General features: G+C 49.2%; 19 protein-coding genes. 8 read left to right on the plus strand and 11 right to left on the minus strand.

Going from position 1 to position 20,079, the window contains the following annotated elements:
- Nucleotides 1-190 precede the first annotated feature (190 nt).
- The 4 genes from QLH52_RS23765 to yihA all read right to left on the minus strand — a co-directional run bounded on the left by QLH52_RS23765 (nt 191) and on the right by yihA (nt 2,519).
- Nucleotides 191-706: a septal ring lytic transglycosylase RlpA family protein gene (locus tag QLH52_RS23765; RefSeq protein ID WP_425257997.1), complete on the minus strand. Its 516-nt coding sequence runs from the start codon at nt 704-706 to the stop codon at nt 191-193.
- Between the two features lie 103 nt (nt 707-809).
- Nucleotides 810-1,205 carry a glycine zipper family protein gene (locus QLH52_RS23770; RefSeq protein ID WP_319963192.1) on the minus strand — a complete coding sequence of 132 codons (396 nt, stop codon included), beginning with the start codon at nt 1,203-1,205 and terminating at the stop codon, nt 810-812.
- On the minus strand, nt 1,205-1,588 hold the full coding sequence (locus tag QLH52_RS23775; RefSeq protein WP_033158507.1) for a hypothetical protein: 384 nt from the start codon (nt 1,586-1,588) through the stop codon (nt 1,205-1,207). Before QLH52_RS23775 ends, QLH52_RS23770 begins: the two co-directional genes overlap by 1 nt.
- Before the next feature lie 310 nt (nt 1,589-1,898).
- A complete protein-coding gene (gene yihA / locus QLH52_RS23780; protein ID WP_033158506.1) occupies nt 1,899-2,519 on the minus strand; it encodes a ribosome biogenesis GTP-binding protein YihA/YsxC in 621 nt (206 codons plus the stop codon).
- Between the two features lie 111 nt (nt 2,520-2,630).
- Here yihA and QLH52_RS23785 point away from each other — a divergent pair, with 111 nt between their 5' ends.
- From QLH52_RS23785 to QLH52_RS23800, 4 genes are all read left to right on the plus strand, one after another.
- Nucleotides 2,631-3,314 (plus strand): c-type cytochrome, encoded by a 684-nt coding sequence (locus tag QLH52_RS23785; RefSeq protein WP_319963193.1) that lies wholly within the window; start codon nt 2,631-2,633, stop codon nt 3,312-3,314.
- Nucleotides 3,315-3,666: 352 nt separating this feature from the next.
- A complete protein-coding gene (locus QLH52_RS23790; protein ID WP_033158503.1) occupies nt 3,667-4,272 on the plus strand; it encodes a thiol:disulfide interchange protein DsbA/DsbL in 606 nt (201 codons plus the stop codon).
- Nucleotides 4,273-4,397: 125 nt separating this feature from the next.
- Nucleotides 4,398-5,924: a GGDEF domain-containing protein gene (locus QLH52_RS23795; protein WP_033158502.1), complete on the plus strand. Its 1,527-nt coding sequence runs from the start codon at nt 4,398-4,400 to the stop codon at nt 5,922-5,924.
- Between the two features lie 13 nt (nt 5,925-5,937).
- The gene (locus QLH52_RS23800) at nt 5,938-7,248 is read left to right on the plus strand and encodes a GGDEF domain-containing protein (protein WP_033158501.1); all 1,311 of its coding nucleotides are present in this window, start codon (nt 5,938-5,940) and stop codon (nt 7,246-7,248) included.
- Nucleotides 7,249-7,374: 126 nt separating this feature from the next.
- On the opposite strand, the gene QLH52_RS23805 is transcribed toward QLH52_RS23800, so the two are convergent.
- The gene (locus QLH52_RS23805) at nt 7,375-8,061 is read right to left on the minus strand and encodes a hypothetical protein (RefSeq protein ID WP_033158500.1); all 687 of its coding nucleotides are present in this window, start codon (nt 8,059-8,061) and stop codon (nt 7,375-7,377) included.
- 237 nt (nt 8,062-8,298) lie between these two features.
- A complete protein-coding gene (locus tag QLH52_RS23810) occupies nt 8,299-9,999 on the minus strand; it encodes a glycoside hydrolase family 17 protein (protein WP_319963194.1) in 1,701 nt (566 codons plus the stop codon).
- A 255-nt stretch (nt 10,000-10,254) separates the two neighbouring features.
- Here QLH52_RS23810 and QLH52_RS23815 point away from each other — a divergent pair, with 255 nt between their 5' ends.
- A complete protein-coding gene (locus QLH52_RS23815) occupies nt 10,255-11,985 on the plus strand; it encodes a multicopper oxidase domain-containing protein (protein ID WP_033158601.1) in 1,731 nt (576 codons plus the stop codon).
- A gap of 450 nt (nt 11,986-12,435) precedes the next feature.
- The gene (locus tag QLH52_RS23820) at nt 12,436-15,072 is read left to right on the plus strand and encodes a UPF0182 family protein (RefSeq protein ID WP_101051457.1); all 2,637 of its coding nucleotides are present in this window, start codon (nt 12,436-12,438) and stop codon (nt 15,070-15,072) included.
- A 34-nt stretch (nt 15,073-15,106) separates the two neighbouring features.
- Here QLH52_RS23820 and QLH52_RS23825 read toward each other — a convergent pair whose 3' ends face one another.
- Nucleotides 15,107-15,544, minus strand: a complete 438-nt coding sequence (locus tag QLH52_RS23825; RefSeq protein ID WP_033158497.1) for an Rsd/AlgQ family anti-sigma factor — start codon at nt 15,542-15,544, stop codon at nt 15,107-15,109.
- Nucleotides 15,545-15,652: 108 nt separating this feature from the next.
- Between QLH52_RS23825 and QLH52_RS23830 the strand changes: the two genes are divergently transcribed.
- Nucleotides 15,653-16,477: a 5'-methylthioadenosine/S-adenosylhomocysteine nucleosidase family protein gene (locus tag QLH52_RS23830; protein WP_319963195.1), complete on the plus strand. Its 825-nt coding sequence runs from the start codon at nt 15,653-15,655 to the stop codon at nt 16,475-16,477.
- Between the two features lie 74 nt (nt 16,478-16,551).
- Here QLH52_RS23830 and QLH52_RS23835 read toward each other — a convergent pair whose 3' ends face one another.
- The 4 genes from QLH52_RS23835 to QLH52_RS23850 all read right to left on the minus strand — a co-directional run bounded on the left by QLH52_RS23835 (nt 16,552) and on the right by QLH52_RS23850 (nt 18,865).
- On the minus strand, nt 16,552-17,034 hold the full coding sequence (locus QLH52_RS23835) for a hypothetical protein (RefSeq protein WP_225892978.1): 483 nt from the start codon (nt 17,032-17,034) through the stop codon (nt 16,552-16,554).
- Nucleotides 17,035-17,102: 68 nt separating this feature from the next.
- Nucleotides 17,103-17,936 (minus strand): SDR family oxidoreductase, encoded by an 834-nt coding sequence (locus QLH52_RS23840; RefSeq protein WP_319963196.1) that lies wholly within the window; start codon nt 17,934-17,936, stop codon nt 17,103-17,105.
- A complete protein-coding gene (locus QLH52_RS23845; RefSeq protein ID WP_319963197.1) occupies nt 17,933-18,523 on the minus strand; it encodes a DUF4124 domain-containing protein in 591 nt (196 codons plus the stop codon). The genes QLH52_RS23840 and QLH52_RS23845 overlap by 4 nt, the downstream gene beginning before the upstream one ends.
- Before the next feature lie 126 nt (nt 18,524-18,649).
- Nucleotides 18,650-18,865, minus strand: a complete 216-nt coding sequence (locus QLH52_RS23850; protein WP_319963198.1) for a hypothetical protein — start codon at nt 18,863-18,865, stop codon at nt 18,650-18,652.
- A gap of 182 nt (nt 18,866-19,047) precedes the next feature.
- Here QLH52_RS23850 and QLH52_RS23855 point away from each other — a divergent pair, with 182 nt between their 5' ends.
- Entirely contained in the window at nt 19,048-19,881 is an 834-nt protein-coding gene (locus QLH52_RS23855; RefSeq protein WP_319963199.1) for a thymidylate synthase, read from the plus strand.
- Nucleotides 19,882-20,079 lie beyond the last annotated feature (198 nt).

The following is a 20,079-nucleotide window of genomic DNA, read 5'->3' on the forward strand; positions in this document are numbered from 1 at the left end:
TATGCATCCGTAAACATTTGTCGCGGCATAGCTCACTTGTCTTCTGATTGAAAAATCAATCAATGAGGCAGAGCCGTTCGATTTCAAGGCTATCGTTTCAAAATGGCAACAGCCCCTAGTCCACCGCTTTACAGAATCGCCGTAGCGCAAGTCGCTTCGGTGCAAAGCGCAGCAATATGCACTGAGCTGCCTAACTTCCCAAATATTCCACCGTCACTTCCGCTAATCCGTGCATACCGATCTGTTCCGCCGCGCCCTGGGACAGATCGATAAGTCGATTAGCCTTGAATGGCCCCCTGTCGTTGATCACCACATCGACAAAACGGCCGTTACGCAGATTGGTAACCCGAACTTTAGAGGGAATCGGCAGCGTTTTATGCGCCGCCGTCATGCCGCGCGGATCGAAGCGGTCGCCATTGGCCGTAAAATTACCGGATTCTGCGCCATACCAGGAAGCCAATCCCTGTGCTTTGTACCCTAGCGCGCTGTGCAGCGGGGAATAAGTTTTACCTTTGACTTTATAAGATTTGGTGTATGTGGTCTTAGTCGTACCGGTCAGCACGGCTTGATCGTCAGTGCGTTGCAGCGTCGGAACACTGGAACAGGCACTAAGTAGACTAATAAACATCAGCGGCATAACTGTATGCCATCGCCGCACGTTGAGGCTAAATCGGCTTGAAAAAACCGATACCGTGTTTAACAACATAACTGTTTCTCCGCGTGGAAGACTACTTAAACAAGCAGTCTTCAATGGATAGAGTTGAAAAATTCAGACGAGATTGCCGAGCCGGTTTATCCTGACGGATTGCTCAGTTAACTACCCGATGGCCGCGTTGGCGTAAGCAGTTGTTGTAGGCGTTTTTATAGCGGTCTTCAGATTGAATACCTTGTTTGGATGCACCACCGATACCGCCGGCAGCTGCACCGATAGCCGCGCCTTTTCCAGGGCTGCCGAGCACTGCGCCCAAAGCGGCGCCACCGGCCGCGCCAATCAGGCCGCCAACGCCGGCGCCTATCGCGGCTTCTTTCGCAGTGCCTCCGGAGGCTTGCGATGCCAATTGCTGGCACTCATGCATATCCTGATTCAAGCGGTAAGAATTTTGGTTATTGTAAGTGTCGACGGTTGGCGTCCAGCCGGTTTGCGAAGCGCAAGCCGATACCAACAGACAAGCGACAGTGACTGAAAAGACTGTTAGCTTCGTCATTATCTATTCATCCCATTGCCAATCCACGAACCGGCCGCAGCACCGATACCGGCCGCCAATGGGTCACCGCGACCCATTTCATAACCCATCGCACTACCCACCAAACCGCCAACCAAACCTTGCGGAGAACGCTGGTCGTACCCGCCGTATCTAACTGGCGGGGGTGGCGGCGGCGCGTAATAGCGCTGTTGCATGGGCACATATTCCACTACTCGCTCGGGCACATACACCCGCTCCACAGGGTAAGCAGGGTAATACTCGCGTCCATAACCGTGACCGTGATGGTGGTGCCGATGATGACGATGCTCGCCCCAATCGTCATCGGCCAAAGCCGCTGACGAAAACAACAAACCGATCAACATGATTTTTGTCACTCTGAACATATATGACTCCTTGTTGGGAAATTATTCAGTTGCGGCAAATTCTAGGGAGACTGGCTTAAAACAGAATTAAGGGCAGATTATGATCGGATTAAGAATCTCGCCGCGCCGATTAGCCCGTTAAGCAACGAAATCAGCAATTATCTGGGCATATTCTTGTCCGACCTTGAAGGCCCTGATTCGTCATTAAACAGAACGGGCGATAACTGCATTCGCGGTGGGTTGTAAAATACTTAGAGTTGTTTTTGGACCGTTTCAACTTGCGTTTGAAGTTGGAAATCTACCGATGCGTTCCACGTCAGAACAGCGAAGTCTACTCCTCCGACACCACCATCTTCCTGAACCCAAACCACTCATCCAAAACCTGGTGCACATCGTCAATGCCGACTTTGTTCAATGCGGAAAACAATTGCAAAGTCACCACAATATCCGCTTGACTCAAATCCCGCTGCACCTGCAATAAAGTAGTCTTGGCCGCGCCGAATTTCAGTTTGTCGGATTTGGTCAACAAAATGTGCAAGGGCAATTTGCGATGTTCGCACCATTCAACCATTTGCCAATCGAAATCGGTGAGTGGGTGGCGGATGTCCATGACTTGAACGATACCGCACAGGGCTTGGCGGTCGTGTAAGTAGCTTTCCATCATCTGCCGCCAATCTTTTTTGATGGCTTCCGGCACTTTGGCGTAACCATAACCGGGCAGGTCGACCAGTTTGCGTTGGGCGTCTATTTCAAAAAAATTCAGCAATTGGGTACGGCCGGGGGTTTTACTGACGCGGGCCAAGGCATTTTGTTGCACCAGCGTATTGATTGCACTGGATTTACCGGCGTTGGAGCGGCCGGCGAAAGCGATTTCCATGCCTTGGTCGGGCGGCGCATCCTTCAGTTTGGGGGCGCTGTTGATGAACTTGGCTTGGTGGTAGATGGGATTCATCACAGTCTCGCTTAGTGTTTATAAATCGGTTAGAATCCAGGCATTATAACGTCCGGCGGCTGACATCAGCTTGCTTTATATCGAATCAACCTTCCTGAGCAGGGGCCCATAATGATAAAAAAATTGCTGACTGTTTCCATCTCTTTGTTGTTGGCAACTGCCGCCGGTCATGTAAATGCGCAAGGTAATGCCAGCGCCAGCGCCGGAAAAACCAAAGCCGCCAGTTGCGCGGGCTGCCACGGCGAAGACGGTAACAGCACGATGCCGGCGTTTCCGAAATTGGCGGGACAGCATCAAACTTATTTGGTTAAGCAATTACAAGCGTTCAAGAGCGGCGCGCGCTTGGCCCCGATGATGGCGCCATTAGCAGCGGGCCTTGACGAGCAAACAATTCAAGAGCTTGCCAGTTATTATGCTGGCAACAAAATTTCCACCAATCCGGCGCCCAAACTGCCGGCGAATGACGACGACGATGCGCCGGCTAAAACCCCTGAGCAAGAAAAAGCAGAGTTGGATGCTTTAATTACGAAAGGTAGCGATTTATACCGTAACGGCAATATCAGTCGTGAAGTATCGGCTTGTGTGGCATGCCACGGCCCTTATGCTGAAGGCAATAAACCGGCCTCATTCCCGTCCTTACATTCGCAGCACGCCGATTATCTGATTAAAAGTCTGACTGATTTCAAAACCGGTGCCCGTAGCAACAACCGGGAGAACATGATGCACATGATCGCCACCAAAATGACTGACGAGGATATTAAAGCGGTTGCTTATTACATCTCCACGATGAAATAAGCCTTCGTTATCCGGCGGAGTTGCTGCTCTGCCGGATTTGATCCAGTCCTTGATTCACAAGGATTAAATTCTCTTCCTCGTTCTTGTCGCAACCTGCCTTCCTCGCTCTGAAAGCTCTCTTCCTGAAGGCCGGCGCGGAAGCGTTGCCTTGAAAACTGGACAAGGTCAGCTCCGCAACAGATTGGATTAGATTACAGAACTGCGTTTGCTTGAATGTTACGGAGTAAGGGCTTGACGAGGCGCGGACCAGTCATTGACTGGGTGAATACGTTCGATTTTTTTGTCAAATTGTTTACGCATCTGCGTGTAAACATGGTTTTTTATCGGGAATACATTATTACGGAGAACGTTGATGTTAAAAATAATCGCATTGTTGGGACTGTTGGGCTTTTCTTCGCTGGTAAATGCAGAAGGCGGTTACGAAGCCATAACGCCGGCACAGCCGGTACAAAATCCGGACAAGATCGAAGTGATCGAGTTTTTTTGGTACGGCTGCCCGCATTGCTATAGCCTGGAGCCGTCTATGGTGGAATGGCTGAAAACCAAACCCGCCAATGTTGAGTTTATCCGTCAGCCGGCGGTATTCAGCGATCTGTGGGGCAAGCATGCCAAGGCCTATTTTACGGCCGAAGCTTTAGGCATTTTGGATAAAGTCCACGCCGATCTGTTCGATGCGATTCAGAACAAGAAGCAAAAATTAGTCAGCGAAGACGAACTGGCTAAGTTTTTTGCAGATCATGGCGTTAAGGACGAGGATTTTCGCAGTGCTTTTAACTCGTTTTTGGTCGATGCCAAGCTGCGTCAAGCCGAATCTACCGGTCCTCGTTACGGTATCAGTGGCGTACCTGCGCTGATTGTCAACGGCAAATACAAAGTCACCGCTCAATCGGCCAAATCTCAAGCCAACATGTTGACCGTAGTCAATCAATTGATCGCACAAGAAAGCCAGAAAAAATAAACACCCCACTAACGAATTGCCGCACAAGGACGTGAGGGGCGAATGCTGATTGTAGGATATTCTTCACAAATTCAACGATAGTCTATAATCAAGCGACTAAGAATTTAAGAATTAGGGCACGTTTCATGGTTTTTTTTAAAAACAAGGATGAGGGTCCGGACAGGTGGAAGGAAAAATACCTCAAGCTGTTGGACGACCAGGAACACACTGAAAAACAATACAAAGCCAACGAAGAGTTGTTGTGCAAAACTATCGTCCGTTTTGCGCTGGCCGTTAAAGGCCTGAACCGGCAACTTGATCCTCACTTAAACCGTATTCGCAATTTATTAAAAAGCGGCCTGCAAAGTCAGCAATTGCAGAAAGAGCTATCGGCTTTTTCTAATGCGCTGATAATGCTGGAAGAATCGCCCGAGCCTTCGCTCATGGACGCTTCATTGCTGTTTGAGTTTCTTGGCAAACAATATCCCCAACACTCGGATCAGCTTGATGAGATTCGCGAAAAATACGAAAACCGCCTGTTCAGTAACAATCAGGCCTTTTATCTGGCACTGTTGGAACTTATAGAGGGCAACAAGCCGCTTGCCAACATGGACTTGGCCTTGGAGCTAACCGGAGCGGATGCTAAAGCCATCAATATTCAACTGGTTCGTTTGTTGGACAATGCGGAAATTCCGTTGGTTTTTGCCGAAGACGCCGAAAAGATCAAAAACCGGCTGCATGCCGATCAAGCCTTAGGGCCTATTTTTGACGATACGGTTGCATTGCTGTTGGCGATAAAAAAACATTTGGAATCCGAACAGCAGGAGATGGCGGCATTTTTGTCGAAATTGACCGAGCAATTAACCGAGTTAGGCGTAAAAGCGACCGGCGTTAACGCCGCCAACGAAATAAGGGTTAAAAAACGCAATCTGCTGGATCAGGCCGTATCCGAGCAAATTATGGAGCTACGCGAAAAGTCGGAGAACGCGACGCAGCTTGAGCCGCTGAAGCAAATTGTCAGCAGTCGATTAACCACTATCACGCAACAGATCCAAGCACACAATCTCCAGGAACAGCAGGAACGCGATAAAACCCAACGGGACATGCAGATCCTGTCGCAAAGGCTGCGGGAAATGGAGTCCGAGTCCTCTGAGTTGCGCTCGAAACTGGATCTGGCCCAACATCGCGCGACCCGCGATCCGTTGACTAATCTACCCAATCGGTTGGCGTTCGAAGATCGATTGGCGGATGAGATGGCGCGTTGCCGACGGCATAAATCGCCGATGACACTAATGGTTTGGGACGTGGATCTGTTTAAGAGCATCAACGACACTTACGGCCATAAAAGCGGGGATAAGGCCCTGATTGTGATAGCCGAATTATTACTCAAACACTGCCGGGAAACCGATTTCGTGGCGCGTTTCGGCGGCGAGGAGTTTGTGATGATATTACCCGGCGCTGATGCCAAATCCGCCTTAGTGATCGCGGAAAAGCTTCGAAAAACCCTGGAAAACAGTAGCTTCAATGCCAATGGCAACAAAGTGTCGATCACCTTATCCTGCGGAATGAGCCAATTTATCGATGGCGACACTAACGAATCGATTTTCAATCGAGCCGACTCAGGTTTGTACCGCGCCAAACAAACCGGCCGTAACCGCTGCGTTGTCGTGTAACCAAGTCTGATTCATGGCAACTGCTAACCCTTATTCCGCGCCACTCGATAACGAAAAGTTTTTATACAAGCTCGTTATTCAGCTGCTGATTTTTTGCCAAGGCAGCCACAAGTTGTTGGAGCCCCATCTTCTGGCAATAGGTGCAAAGTTGCGTAGCGGCGCTAATGCGCAGGAATTACTGCCTGAGTTGCAAGCGGTTTCCAAAACTTTGTTACACATTTCCAAGCAAGCCAAGCAGAATGTGAGCGTCGGGGAAGACGATGCTACTGAGTCACAACACAACTATTTGCTGGAGCGTTTGGATGAACTGCTTGGCGAAACTGAGGTGCCTTTACGTTTTCAGCAGCAGACGTCGCTATTAAAGCAACGGGTCAGAGCTAATCTCAGCGAGGATTCGTATAAAAAAGTCATCGACTCAGCGATTACATTGTTGCTGAACATCAAGGATTACAGTGCCTCCGAGCAGAAAGGTATCGATGTATTTCTCGGCGATTTAAGCGAGAGGCTGGACGAGCTCGGACAAGACGTAGAAACCGCTGGACAAGCTAATCGCGCATTGATTGATGATCGTGAGATTATGAACACCGAAATTCACAGGCAAGTCGGTAATCTAAAGGACTCGACACAGGCGGCTGAAGAACTCGATTTGCTAAAGAACCAGACGGCCGAACATCTTGATCGTTTGCTGGAGCGGTTACTTGAGCATAAACAAATAGAGGATGAAAGGCAGCGGGATGCGCAAGAAAAAATTGACTCAATGACGCAAAAATTACAGGAGCTGGAAACGGAGACCGAGACCCTGCGCGTTAAACTTAAAATAGAGCACGACAAAGCCCTAAGCGATTCCTTGACCGGATTGCCGAATCGTCTGGCGTATAACAATCGTGCGGAAATGGAATTGAAACGTTGGAAGCGTTATAAAGCGCCGCTAGCGCTGATCATTTGGGATATTGATTTTTTCAAGCAAATCAATGACACCTACGGCCACAAGTCCGGCGATAAAACCCTGGCTTTGGTGGCTCAGCTATTGTTGAACAACTGCCGGGAAACGGACTTCGTCGCCCGTTACGGCGGCGAGGAGTTTGTCATGCTGATGCCCAACACTAGTGCGCTTCAGGCGCTGGAAATGGCGGAAAACACCCGCAAGATGATTAAAAGCTGCGGATTTAATTCTAACGGCGAAAATATCAATCTAACCCTGAGTTGCGGTATCAGTGAGTTTATAGACGGCGACATGCATGACGATGTGTTCGTGCGGGCCGATCAGGCGCTCTATCAGTCCAAACAAGGTGGGCGCAATCGCTGTACGGTGTTCGAACGATAATCTTTACGAGTCCCCTCTTTTTTGGCGGCTCTTTTAGAACGCTGGCTATCTAGCGCAAAAAGTTAGTTTTTTAGCATCGCCTCTACAAACGCGCTCCCCACAACTGAGCAATCTGTTCGCTTACTCTCAGCCAAATAAAAATGGATAGCTAACCGACCTGAACGGTGTATTGGCAGTCAGGCAACGGTCGAATATGCCTATTGCCTCATCGCAGGAGATGATTTCCTGCTGACTGTCCAGGATATAGTGGGCTAAATTAAGGATACATTTCCAGTGGCGGCGATTGTCGATAAAGCGAAAAGCCTGAAGCAACAATTCCTGCATTTTCTCTTCCCGCTGACTTTTTGACGCGATGAAGTGATCCAGGTAACTGAGCGCCTTTTCTAGATCGCTGCAGCCACCGTAGTTATGTAAGGCATTGAAACTTATTAGATTGATATTAAAAACTTCGTCATCGCGAATGGACACGTATTTGGCTTCCGCCAAAGGCCCAACCAATAAGTTGACAACATCCGCTTCGTAAGCGCGTTGACAGGCGTGCTGCTGATTATCGTCGGATAAGTCGTTAAAGCTTTCCACGACAGCAATCGGCAAGTTTTGGATTAAGTTGCCGTCTACCACTTTCGCAAAAAAATCGTCGTAAGCATTAACGGGCCGTTTGACATGTATTTCAAAAAATACCGGAGGTAATTGTTTTTGGCGATTGCCAAGATGGATAGCCGCGGCATGACCGGCTTCATGAAAAGCTGTGCGCCAATTGAGTTCGTTAGGGTGCACGAAAGTTGACGTAGTTGAATAGTAGTTTCGTTCCATAGACAGCAACCTCATCCAGAAAAAAGATGCGGCCCAAGGGCCGCATTGAGGAAGGATATTAAAACTCTTTACCCTTTAGGAGAGGGAGCGCATACATAAGAGTTGCATACAGTTTAATGCTGGAAGCGCGTTTTGAAAATGTGACAAATTGACGCGCGGCAAACTGTCACTCAATATAACAACGACTTTTCGGGTTGAAAAACAGGTATTACGGCGTCATACCCATTAACGTAAAACTTAAGCGTCCTGTTTGCTGCGATGCTGAGTCCAGAACGGCAAGGACAGCATAAGCAAACAAACCAGCCAGCCAAGCAACTGTTGGTTATACAAGGTGTAGCTCAGCGCAAAGGGCAGGCCTTCTGAAAAGCCTGGGTGAGCTTGAATGAAATCCCGGCCATCCATAAAGGCTTTGACCTCTCCCAGTATTAGCGCGATGGCGCCAAAACTCAGTAAATAAGCCAAGAACCGATCACGGCGGCTTTGCAAGTTCCCGCCAATTAGACTGTCAAACGCCAAAACTCGGCCATTGAATTTACGCTCCTTTAGCCATAGGCAAGCAATCAAACCGATCACCCCAAAAGCCGGAATGGCAAACTGCTCGATCGGAAAGCTCAAATAGCGCCCATTCATGGCTAGTCCGTAGGTTTTATAAAGCGCCAGCAATATAAAGATTAGATAACCGGCTCTCAAGCTATTGGCCAACTTAATGCTGCCTGGTTTATCGATCAAAATATCGCTACCACGCTCAAGCAGCAGCGCGCCGAGAATCGTATTCGCGATCACCAGGGCTACGGTATAAAGCCTTTGCCAAGCGCTGTAACTGGTGTACCAGAGAAAATCGGCCAATGTCACCAGGCAAACGCTGAAGACTTGCGCCAAGGTAAAAAACGCCAACACGCGGATCAGCGAGGCTTGCTCCAGCTTTTTGGAATACCTCGCGATTGCCAACAGCCAGATCAGCGTGGCGACGGCAAAGCGGATCGGCCAATTGGGTGTTTCGTTGACCGGGCCGGTCAACGGAAATACCGGTTCGCGGTCGGCCGAGAACAAGCCCCAGTTGGCCCCCACCACGCCTTCCAGTTCACTTTTCCAAGGTTGGTTAAAGGCTTCGACGATGTTGTAATCAAAGCCGTGGCGGTTGGCAACCTGGATCATGCCGCGAATGAATTTGGCTTCGTTGACGACGCCGGGAATGGCCATGCCGCGCTGTCTGCCGGCACTGGGCCAGCCGGACTCACCTATTAATATAGGTTTGCCGGGTGCGATGCCACGGGCTTCGTCTTCCACCTGTTTGACAATTTTTTCCAGATGCTGCGAGGCATTCTCCACCGAAATGGGTTCATCTTCCCAATACGGCAGGATGTGAATGGTGATGAAGTCCACTTCGTTGATCAGTTTGGGGTACTTCATATACATCGACCAGACGTCGGCATAAGACACGGGTTGCTTGACCGCTTTCTTCACCTCGCGGATGTAGCCGATTAGCCTGTCGACATCCATATCGCCGCGCAATAGCACTTCGTTGCCGACGATCACTCGTTTCACCACGTCGGGGTTTTCATTGGCCGATTTGATCAACGCATTAACTTCATTACTGTTGTCTTTGTAACCGTAACCCAGCCAGGCGCCCTGGATCATTTTCAATCCGTGTTTGCGAGCTAACGCCGGAGTGGGTTGTTGACCACCGAGGCTGGAGTAAGTGCGGATGCTTTCCGTTTTGTCGGCCAGCAAGCGCAAATCCTCGTCAATATGCTCCGGCAGCGGGAATTTTTCTTCCAGCGGACTAAAACCCTCCCGAAAAGGTGCAAAGGACAGGCTCATCAACTTGCCGGAGGGCACGTCCGTGCCAGCGTCTTGCGACTGATTGTTCAACCAGGCAAAACTACCGTGAACTAAAAAAATGAAAATCAAACAAAGCAATACTCTGATGCTGGGCATAATCTGACTGAGTGGTCTGTTGCAAAAATGAGGCTGATTGACTGGCAATAATCGCTCGTCATGGAATTATAAGGCATTAGCCGCCTTCCAGAATTACATCGTTTGGCAGCTAAGTAATAACGGTCAGGATTGTCGCGAGTTCATTAAATATTTACTGTACTTTACCCATGGGTTCTGGTTACAGTATCTGGCTTTTCTGATATTCGGAAACCTTATTAAGGCTTCCGTCAATTCGTCTGTTTTATGAGGTTTTGTATGCATAAAAAGGTTATCCCCATTCTGTGTGGCGCCATGCTGCTTCCGGCGTCGCAATGGGCTGTGGCGGCGGTAGACAAACTACCGGCGACCAATAGCGTCAAGATGGGTGCGGCAGAGGAAGTTTGTTCCGAATTTACCGATGCCAAGTGGCGTGATGCGCAAGTGATCGACGGAGTCGAAATACAAGAATCACGGATGTGTAACCCCGATAATCCTGCTGAAATCGCTGCTTTTGTTAAAGGCACCAATAATATTTCAATGTCTACCTTAATGGAGACACAACTCGCTGCCGATGCCATTACGCTCGGCGAAGATATGGACGGCGACGGCGACCCCGACCACTATATTATCAAGCTGGAAATTGCCGAATTGAACGGCCATTCTCCGGACATGAAAGACCCCACCACCACCTTTGACATTGCCCCCGGCATTCAACCGACTTTCTGGGTATACGCACCGAAAACTCGGGATATGTCTACCTTGAGCTTGTACGAGCCGGTGGCCAATCCTTTATTGCGCGCGCCATCGCCAACTATCCGGGTCGAACAAGGCGATATTGTGTGGTTGGTGCTGGAAAACAGCCATTACTTTCCACACTCAATCCACTTGCATGGAGTGGATCATCCTTACATGGATCATAGCGGCGAAGGCAACGATGGTGTCGGTCAAACCGGCCAGATGGATGTGTTGCCCGGCCAGAGCAAAACCTATGTGATCAAACCGCGCCAACCCGGCACCATGTATTACCACTGCCACGTACAGCCACACACTCATATTCCGATGGGTTTGCAAGGTATGTTTGTGGTCGAGGAAAATCGCCCCAACAACTGGGTACAGGTTTTCAACGTCGGCAACGGACAGGTTCGCCATCCATCGGTGGCGGTCAAAGAAAAATATGCGGCCGAGTACGATCTGCACTATCAATCGGTAGATAAGGAATTGCATGAAATGGTGCGATCCGCCAATGATCCGCGGATCGTTGCCAGGCGCATGAACCAGGAATACGACATTACCGACGCTAGTCCCGATTATTTCATGCTGAATGGTCGTTCATTCCCTTACACATTGCGGGAATCACTGATCCTGATGGAAGAAAATAAAAAGGTGAAGCTGCGGATATTGAACGGTCACGAGGAAGCCTTTGCGATGCATATTCATGGCCACAAGCCTATGGTGACGCATTACGATGGTGTCGATAACGGCCCGAACTCCTATATCAAACGCGACGTACATGGCATGGTACCCGCCCAGCGTATCGATCTGGAATTAAGCGGTGTTGACGATGGCTTGAACAGTTTTGGTCAAGGCGTCTGGATGTTTCACGACCACGTCGAAAAATCCTTCACTACTAACGGTATCGGCGAGGGTGGTGACATCAGCTTAGTGGTTTACAAAGGTTTTTCCGACGAGAAAGGCATCCCCAAAGTCCATGGCATGAGCCTGGCGCCTTACTTCACCAGAGAATTCTGGCAAGGTAAATACCCGGCCTGGCAAGATTACGATGCCTGGAAGAGCTTAGGTTTGCCGGATATCAGTAATAAAAAGCAAGTAGCTTTTGTGCCGCCACCGCCTCCCCCGCTGAATACGGGCGACGCCGCTGCGAAAGCGGAAGCAGCCGGAAATCAGCCGTCTTTTATTGGGCAATTGCTGTATGGCTTGATACTAGGCGGCTTGAGTTATGTCGGCTTTGCCAATCGCCAGCGGATCATGGCGATGTTCAAAAAGTAAGCACTAACTGCTCTGCATCAGACCAACGCCGCTGTCGTGCTAAAGCCTCGACAGCGGCGTTTTGCTATAGGCTCGCGTGAAACTGCCGCATCGTGTCTTGAGTTATGACGGTGATGCAAAGCAATCTTGTATTGTTATGACCAAAGCGAATTGCGCACAATCCTGCGCCATCTAAAATCCGGCAAAATTTGCGACCTACTGTCGTTGATCTCAGTTGGCACGTCTCCCCTTCCTGTCATTTGACCGGGACCATCAGCTATTTAGTATCGGATTGATCTTGCCATTTTCCCCACGGCAAACAACTCGGCAACCCAGCCAACAACCGGACAATCACAATCCGGATTTGGGTGTTAGAATGCTCAGCCATTGATGTTAAGGGGACATTGCCGACCATAGTTTGGCGGCGTGTTCCGCAAGTAGGCGCTCGGATATCTAAGTAAAGAGGAAATTATGCGTAACTGGAAACTGTTGCCGGCGATCACTTTAGCGACCCTCGCAACTGCTATTGTGCTATATGTCGCGTTCTACTTCGTGTTTCTCGATTTTTTCGTGGATTTATGGTGGTTCCGTTCGCTGGAATTCGAAGCTTACTTTTGGTTGAAATTACTCTACCGATTTATTTTCTCCGGTGCGGTTACTGCGTTTTTCTTTGCTGTTTTTTTATTTCACTTCTGGATTGCCTCTCGCTACCTGGGCCTGAACCCGCCCGATGAAATATTGATGGACGATTCCAAGCGTCGGCGTTTTCAACGCTTTGCCGATGTGTTTATGAGTGGTTCGGCTCGTATCTATACTCCCATTTCACTGCTACTCGCCGTAGTTATTGCTGTGCCGTTCTATTTGCAATGGGAGCAGGCGCTGCTGTTTTTCTTCGGCAGCGCATCGGGCATCGTCGATCCGGTATATGGTAACGACGTCAGCTTCTACATGTTTTCCTATCCGATTTACATGCTGATTCAGAAGGAGTTGTTAACCACAGCGGTTATTGTGTTTTTGGCGACCGGCGTGCTGTATTGGATGGAGCATGAATTTGTCCCCAATCAAAGCAAGGAATTTCCACTGGGTGCGAAGATCCATTTGACGGTGCTGTTTGCATTTGTGGTGTTGTTTGTGGTCTGGGGTTTTTTACTGGAACGCTTCGCCTTGTTATATTCAGGGGGTAACGAACCGGTGTTTTTTGGCCCCGGTTTTGTCGAATTGCGTTACAAGTTGCCAATGATTTGGCTTGAGGTCTTGTTCTTTTTGGCCATTGCCATATCGGTAGTTTTTTACGCGCTGTCGGAGAGGCATCGCAGTAAAACGCCGATTATCGTTGCCTCATTGGGGTTTTTAGCCGTTTGGGGCCTGCAAGGCTCTCACACCCTACCTGAGTTGATTGAAAAATTTATCGTCAAACCTAATTTTACCCGCACCGAAGGTGATTCGATTCGGCATAACATTGATGCCACCATGGCGGCATTCGATTTAAACAATATTAAAACCGTCGATTTCCAGGTCAATCTGGACGCCACCAAAGATATAGAAGCTTGGTCAACCAAAAAACATTTCGAAAATATTCCGGTATGGGATCGCGAATTTCTGATTGACAGCTATATGCAGTTACAAGGCATTCGGCCTTATTATGGCTTTCCGACTGTCGATGAAGACCGTTATTTTATTAACGGACATCATCAACAGGTCAATCTGGCAGCCCGTGAAGTCAATATCGATAAATTACCCAAGGAGGCGCAAAACTGGGAAAACACCCATTTGCGCTATACCCATGGCTACGGCGCGGTCATCTCGCCGGCCGCTCAGGATGCCGGCATTCCTATCGTTTGGTACTTGCGCGATTTGAACATGACTTCGGATGTTGGGTTTTCCGTGAAGTACCCCGACATTTATTACGGTCAGGAAAAATATCGCTACGCGATAGTACCGAACAACTTGGCTGTGACCGACATTTCCGGCTCTGCGCCAGGCGAATCGCTGGATTATCAGGGTATCTCCGGCATACCGATCCCGTCGCTGTTCAGAAAAATGTTGTTCGCGTTTTACCTGAAAGACGAAAAAATATTCTTCTCGCCAAACATATCCGCGCAAAGCAAGTTATTGTTGCGTCGTAATATCGACGAGCGAATCACCGCGCTGACACCGTTTTTACACCTGGATAAAGATCCGTATTTGGTTGTTGACAAGGATCGCTTCTATTGGATACAGGACGCCTATACCTTATCCAATTATTACCCTGTCTCCAAACCGGCAGCTGACGATTATCTGGACGGCCAGCACAAGTTCAATTACATCCGTAATTCGGTCAAAATTGTGGTCGATGCCTATGACGGCAGCGTCGATTACTATATTTCCGACCCAAAAGATCCGATCATCAACGCTTACAACCGCGCGTATCCCGGCGTTTTCAAAAATTTGCGGGAAATGCCCGACGAGCTAATGCAGCATCTGCGTTATCCGCGCGACTTGTACTATATGCAAATGAAAATTTACGCTAAATATCATCAAAACAGCCCGGAGTTGTTTTATGAGCAGGCGGAAACCTGGCAGTTCGCTTCCGTGGATGGCCAGCCGGTATTACCGTATTTCATTACGATGGACTTTGATCGTTGTAACGATTTGGAGGAGTTTGTGATGATTAATCCGATGACCCCGATCCATAGGGACAATTTAAGCATGGTGGGAATTGCCGGCACAGTTGACGAAAAAAGCTGCGACCACAGTTACAAGCCGGGTATCACTATTTTCAAATTCCCGAAGGCTGTACAGGTTAACGGACCGTCGCAGGTCAATGCGCTGATCGATCAAAACCCGGAAATTGCCTCGCAGTTTACCCTATGGAATCAACAAGGCTCGGAAGTTAAAAAAGGCCGGATGGTGATATTGACGATGGGTAATTCGATTTTATATGTACAGCCTATTTATATGCTGGCGACCAAAACCAAGATGCCTGAACTGGCACGAGTAATTGTTTCGATAGGCAATCAGGTGGTGATGGACAAAACCCTGCAGGCGGCCTTCAGTCGTTTGAAGGATTTGTTTATTAAAGGCGCAGCTGGGCCTGTTTCAGGCGTTTCGGCAGCTGAAAGCAAATAGGCTATCGGAGCTTTTCAGGGGCAATATCTGCGCATCAATGCAGCAGCATGGAGCACAGCCGGTCTTCCAGCTCCATGCGTTCCGCCAGCCGTTCGCCAAGCATGGATAAATCCTGAGCCAAATTCGCGGTATTAAATTTACGCCTGCCATCGTCGTAAGTGTCGCTGAAAGTAACGGCCGACGCGGTAATGCTGGAGAATGCCGGATATATCTTTTCCGCGTGAGACAACGCTGAAGTTTGATGCTGCTTTTCGGCTATTAGATGTTCGTAGATGCTGAAGTGACCAAAGGATATGTAATCTATCAGCAGTTGCGAAAACTCAGACAACATTGGCCTGATTGCGTTCTCGCTGGAGAATGGCTTCATTTCGGCGAGTTGACAATACAAAGCCCAGACGGCAGAGCGCTCCTCCTGCAATGCTGTCACCAGGTGTAAGTTATTTGAACTGGTGTTGTTAGCTACGGAATTCATTTCAGTCACGGCACGTCTCCCTTTGAAAATTGACGAATCTTAAATTTATGTGAATTATCATGAATATTCAACAATTGATTAAAATATAAGGGAATTTTCTTAAAAACTGTGATTGACTTTGCACCATCAACTTTTATCTTTGTCGCTTTGCCCTGTGAAGCCAAACCGTTAATTCAGGCATGGCGACTAAAAAAACTACCACAAAAGCAGCCCTTTGCGATTTACAAAAACGCCGACATCGTTTTGGTGATTAGCGGTGTTGGCAAAATAGCGATGGCTGGCGCGGTGGCTTATACGCTGGCGCAATTTCCCGAGGCAACCCAACCTATCCTGCTCAATTTCGGCATCGCCGGACATCGCCACCAGGCGCTAGGCAGTTGCTTTTTGGCCGATAAAATCACCGACGCCGAAACCCAACGCCGTTTTTATCCGCAACTGGCTTTCGATGCCCTTTGCCCCACCACCCTGCCGCTAATTACCTTATCCAGCGCCGATGTCGAGTACAACGACGAGAATCTGCGCGATATGGAGGCTGCGGCGTTTTACGAAATAGCCGTTAAATTCAGTTCCAGCGAATTGATTCACTGTTTAAAAGTGGTTTCGGATAATGCCGAATCGGCACTGGAGAAAATCAATGAGGAGTTGGTGATGGCTTGGGTGCAGGCGCGTATTGCTGACGTCGAAGGTATGATCGCCGTGCTGACTACACTCAGAGGATCGCTGCCAACATCGGAAAGTGAGCTATACAAACAGCTGCTTGAACAGTTTCATTTCACGGCGACCAACGCCGCTAAATTGCACACACTGCTAAATCGTTGGCAAGCATTAAACCACGCGACCACGCTCAATTTAGCTGGGACAAAGTTTGAAAATTCGAGGGCGTTATTAGCTTGGTTGGAAACCCAGCTAGAGAAGCATCAGTATTATTTGTAACTATTGCAGGAGTGGTGACGAGCGGGGAGGAATGAAAAAATACGGGGTGCCCCGAAAGACACCCCGGGACAGAATTAAAGCATTTTTTTCAAAGCTTCAACGCCTTCTTTGCCGGCAGCTAAATGTTGTTTGGCTTCTTGCAAGTTAGCGGCTTTAGCGGCAGTAATGGCTGCTTTCAAATGGCCTCTAGCTTTATCGGCATATCTGGCAACCTTGTCGTTTGCGTTCAGTTCTTTGATAAAACCAGCCGCTTTTTGGATCAAATCGACAACGGCAGCATCTTCAGCACCATTGTTGATTGCTGCCTCGGCAGCTGTAATACGCGCTACAACTTCATTGATTACATCGGTAGGTTTGTAAGCAGTTCTACCTGGATCAGATTCAGCAACGGCAGCTGTTGAAAAAGAACCCATGGCAGCAGCTAAAGAGAACGCGATAACAGCACTTTTTAAAATTTTCATGTATTGAACCTCACAGTTATTTTTATAAGAACATATAGCTGCTAACCCAACCGCTTTAACCACTACATGTTGGGCCGGGATAATAGCACAGTTCATTCTGTTTGCTAGCCTGTTTATAGCGGTTTTTATGGTTTTTTCGGTGACGAAAAAATGCCGCTGCGGCCTTATTCGACGCTGACTAGCAGCTTGTCCAGCCATGCGCTGGGCAGCAGCCGTTTCAACCAGGCAAACAAATGCGTGGGCACCGTCACCCGGTAGCGAATTTTCGGCCGATTCGACTCCAATGCATGCGCCACTTTTTCAGCGACTGCACTAGCCGGTAACGTGAAAGGTGCCGCCGGGCCGGGCTTTTGCAGCCGGGCTTCCATGGCTTTGTAGGTGTCTTTGTGAAAACTATGCTCGGCATCGATATGCTTTTTATATAAAGCAAAGGCATTTTCCCGGAAACGGCTTGCTATCGGTCCCGGTTCGATCAACACAATATGAATACCGGTACCACGCAATTCCAAGCGCAAGGTATCCGCCAAGCCTTCCAATGCGAATTTGCTGGCGTTATAGGCGCCGCGAAACTTCATCGCCACAAACCCCAGTACCGAGCTGTTATAGATTACCCGGCCATGGCCCTGTTTGCGCATCAGCGGTAATAGCAGATTGGTCAATTCGTGGGTGCCGAACAGATTGGTTTCGAATTGGTGGCGCAGCACATCCCTGCTCAAATCTTCCACGGCGCCGGGCTGGCCGAAGGCGCCGTTATTGAACAGTGCATCGATCTTGCCGTCGGTCAGCTCTATTAACTCGATCACCGCTTGGCGAATGCTCGGCGAATCCGCCAAATCAAGTTGCAGACATTCGAAGCCGTCACCACGCAAACGCTCTACATCCTCAGGCTTACGCGCGGAGCAAATCACCCGATGGCCGCGCTGCTGCAAAAACAGCGCAGTGTGATAACCGATGCCGGAAGAGCAGCCGGTGATAAACAGCGTTTTGCCGACAATCATGGTTGAACGAGATCAGCCTCGTTGAACAAAAAGGTTTTGCCGCTGCTGCAATTAATCAGAAAATTTAGCTGGTCCGGTTTGCTCTTCCCAGTGAGCTCATCGGTTTCAATTCGCTGACATTCTCCGCTGGCTAAGGCTTTTTGTGCGGCCAGCCTGCGGAATTTTTCGACCTCCGGCAGGCGCGTTTCGAAGGGTTTGACTTGCGCGGGTAGTTTTTCCGGGTCGTAGGGTGGGATGGCGAATGCGGAAAACTGCATGGGGTTTTGCTTAATTAGCGTCTGTGTCATTTCACTCTGAACTCGGGCATCTTGTTTATTTTTGGCGATGGCGTCGAGTTTGGCCTGTTGCTCGGCCTGTTCCTGCGCAGACTGTTGTTTTTTTAATTCGGCTTCTGCGGCTTGCTGCCTTTCCAGCGCATTTAAATCAACACTGCTGCCGGTTTTGGTATTCATCTGCACCGCTTTGTGCTCCACCGTGCAGGGTGACGATTGATAATTCGTGTGGCCGCTGGCATCAGTGCATTTAAATACCCCAGCCCAACTATCCGCGGACAGGCACAGGGCAAAAACGAAGAACAGATTTTTCATTGGATTCCTGTTGATTAAACGCCGAAGCAAAACTATTACTCAGCTCGCGATCAGTGTAAATAAATTTTTTCTATTGCCCAGTGCCAGCCTGGCATCACGCAAAAAATCGGTGGTTTTTGCCGGCCATTAATTTCCGGAAGTAAGCTCGACGGCGAAGTGTATCAGTCTTTTCAGCAATATCCAGCCGCTTAAAACGCAGATGCAGCCATGTACGCCGCGAAAGCACTTGAGCGAAATACCCGCTGCTTTTTCTCGAAGTCCTTGGGCGATAAAGCCCCCCCTTATCTCAAACTGAACACGCAGACAGCTAAAGGCATACAGCGCCGGGAGCTTATCTGGCATGTACAAAACCGTGTAGCTGGCTGGTAGCCGTGCAGCTCTTCTCATAGTGATCGACCAGCCATTTTGCCGCACCTCTAAAGCTCTCTGCTGCCTCCATCACGACTCATGAAACACCGCCATGACAGTCGTATTCATCAAGCCGGCAAGTTATACTGCCCGCCAATTTTCGACCTAAGAGCGCTATGCAACCCTACCTGGATCTTCTCGCCGACATCATGAATAACGGCATCGACAAAAGCGACCGCACCGGCACCGGTACTCGCTCATTGTTTGGCCGGCAGATGCGGTACAAGCTAGCGGACGGCTTTCCGTTGCTGACGACCAAGAAGCTACATTTCAAATCCATTGCGTATGAATTGTTGTGGTTTTTACGCGGCGATACCAATATCCAATATTTGAACGATCACGGCGTAACGATTTGGGATGAGTGGGCCACGCCAGACGGCGAGCTGGGGCCTGTATATGGTGCGCAATGGCGTAACTGGCTGGGGCCGAATGGAGAGAGTTACGATCAGATGCAGATTTTGTTGGACGGTTTAAAAAATAAACCGGATTCGCGCCGACACATCGTCAGCGGCTGGAATGTGGCATGTTTGCCGGATGAAACCGTTGGTCCGCGCGAGAATGCCGCCGCCGGGCGAATGGCCCTGCCACCGTGCCATGTGTTGTATCAGTTCTATGTCGCTAACGGCAAATTGTCCTGCATGATGACGCAGCGCAGTGCCGATTGCTTTTTAGGGGTGCCTTACAATCAAGCCAGTGTGGCCTTGTTAACGCATATGCTGGCACAGCAATGCGACTTAGAAGTCGGTGAGTTAATCATGTCGTTCGGTGACGTGCATATCTATCGCAACCATTTTGAGCAAGTTGCATTGCAACTTAGCCGGCAGCCCTTGGCGCCGCCGCGGCTGCAATTAAAACGCCGGCCGGAATCGCTATTCTCGTATGAATTTGCCGACTTTGAACTGCTGGGTTATCAGGCACATCGACATATCGCCGGTGCGGTTTCAGTTTAGGGAAGTAGATAGAGACGCTGAATTTGCGTCTCTACCTATTTGATCGCAAATGGATCTATTGATTAGCGGTTAAGAATCTAGGGGCTGTTGCCATTTTGTCATAATCCCTTTGAAAATCGATTGGCGAGCCATATTGATTGAGTTTTCAATCAAACGATAACTAGCGAATGCCACGCCAACTGCTTACAGATACCCACT

The sequence above is a fragment of the Methylomonas defluvii genome, assembly GCF_033949435.1.
In the GTDB taxonomy this organism is placed as follows: Bacteria; Pseudomonadota; Gammaproteobacteria; order Methylococcales; family Methylomonadaceae; genus Methylomonas; species Methylomonas defluvii.

Bases quoted from the DNA above. Each gene is read 5' to 3' on its own strand.
- QLH52_RS23765 (WP_425257997.1), bottom strand. From the start codon at position 706: ATGTTGTTAAACACGGTATCGGTTTTTTCAAGCCGATTTAGCCTCAAC.
- QLH52_RS23770 (WP_319963192.1), bottom strand. From the start codon at position 1,205: ATGACGAAGCTAACAGTCTTTTCAGTCACTGTCGCTTGTCTGTTGGTA.
- QLH52_RS23775 (WP_033158507.1), bottom strand. From the start codon at position 1,588: ATGTTCAGAGTGACAAAAATCATGTTGATCGGTTTGTTGTTTTCGTCA.
- yihA (WP_033158506.1), bottom strand. From the start codon at position 2,519: ATGAATCCCATCTACCACCAAGCCAAGTTCATCAACAGCGCCCCCAAA.
- QLH52_RS23785 (WP_319963193.1), top strand. From the start codon at position 2,631: ATGATAAAAAAATTGCTGACTGTTTCCATCTCTTTGTTGTTGGCAACT.
- QLH52_RS23790 (WP_033158503.1), top strand. From the start codon at position 3,667: ATGTTAAAAATAATCGCATTGTTGGGACTGTTGGGCTTTTCTTCGCTG.
- QLH52_RS23795 (WP_033158502.1), top strand. From the start codon at position 4,398: ATGGTTTTTTTTAAAAACAAGGATGAGGGTCCGGACAGGTGGAAGGAA.
- QLH52_RS23800 (WP_033158501.1), top strand. From the start codon at position 5,938: ATGGCAACTGCTAACCCTTATTCCGCGCCACTCGATAACGAAAAGTTT.
- QLH52_RS23805 (WP_033158500.1), bottom strand. From the start codon at position 8,061: ATGGAACGAAACTACTATTCAACTACGTCAACTTTCGTGCACCCTAAC.
- QLH52_RS23810 (WP_319963194.1), bottom strand. From the start codon at position 9,999: ATGCCCAGCATCAGAGTATTGCTTTGTTTGATTTTCATTTTTTTAGTT.
- QLH52_RS23815 (WP_033158601.1), top strand. From the start codon at position 10,255: ATGCATAAAAAGGTTATCCCCATTCTGTGTGGCGCCATGCTGCTTCCG.
- QLH52_RS23820 (WP_101051457.1), top strand. From the start codon at position 12,436: ATGCGTAACTGGAAACTGTTGCCGGCGATCACTTTAGCGACCCTCGCA.
- QLH52_RS23825 (WP_033158497.1), bottom strand. From the start codon at position 15,544: ATGAATTCCGTAGCTAACAACACCAGTTCAAATAACTTACACCTGGTG.
- QLH52_RS23835 (WP_225892978.1), bottom strand. From the start codon at position 17,034: ATGAACTGTGCTATTATCCCGGCCCAACATGTAGTGGTTAAAGCGGTT.
- QLH52_RS23840 (WP_319963196.1), bottom strand. From the start codon at position 17,936: ATGATTGTCGGCAAAACGCTGTTTATCACCGGCTGCTCTTCCGGCATC.
- QLH52_RS23845 (WP_319963197.1), bottom strand. From the start codon at position 18,523: ATGAAAAATCTGTTCTTCGTTTTTGCCCTGTGCCTGTCCGCGGATAGT.
- QLH52_RS23850 (WP_319963198.1), bottom strand. From the start codon at position 18,865: ATGCCAGATAAGCTCCCGGCGCTGTATGCCTTTAGCTGTCTGCGTGTT.
- QLH52_RS23855 (WP_319963199.1), top strand. From the start codon at position 19,048: ATGCAACCCTACCTGGATCTTCTCGCCGACATCATGAATAACGGCATC.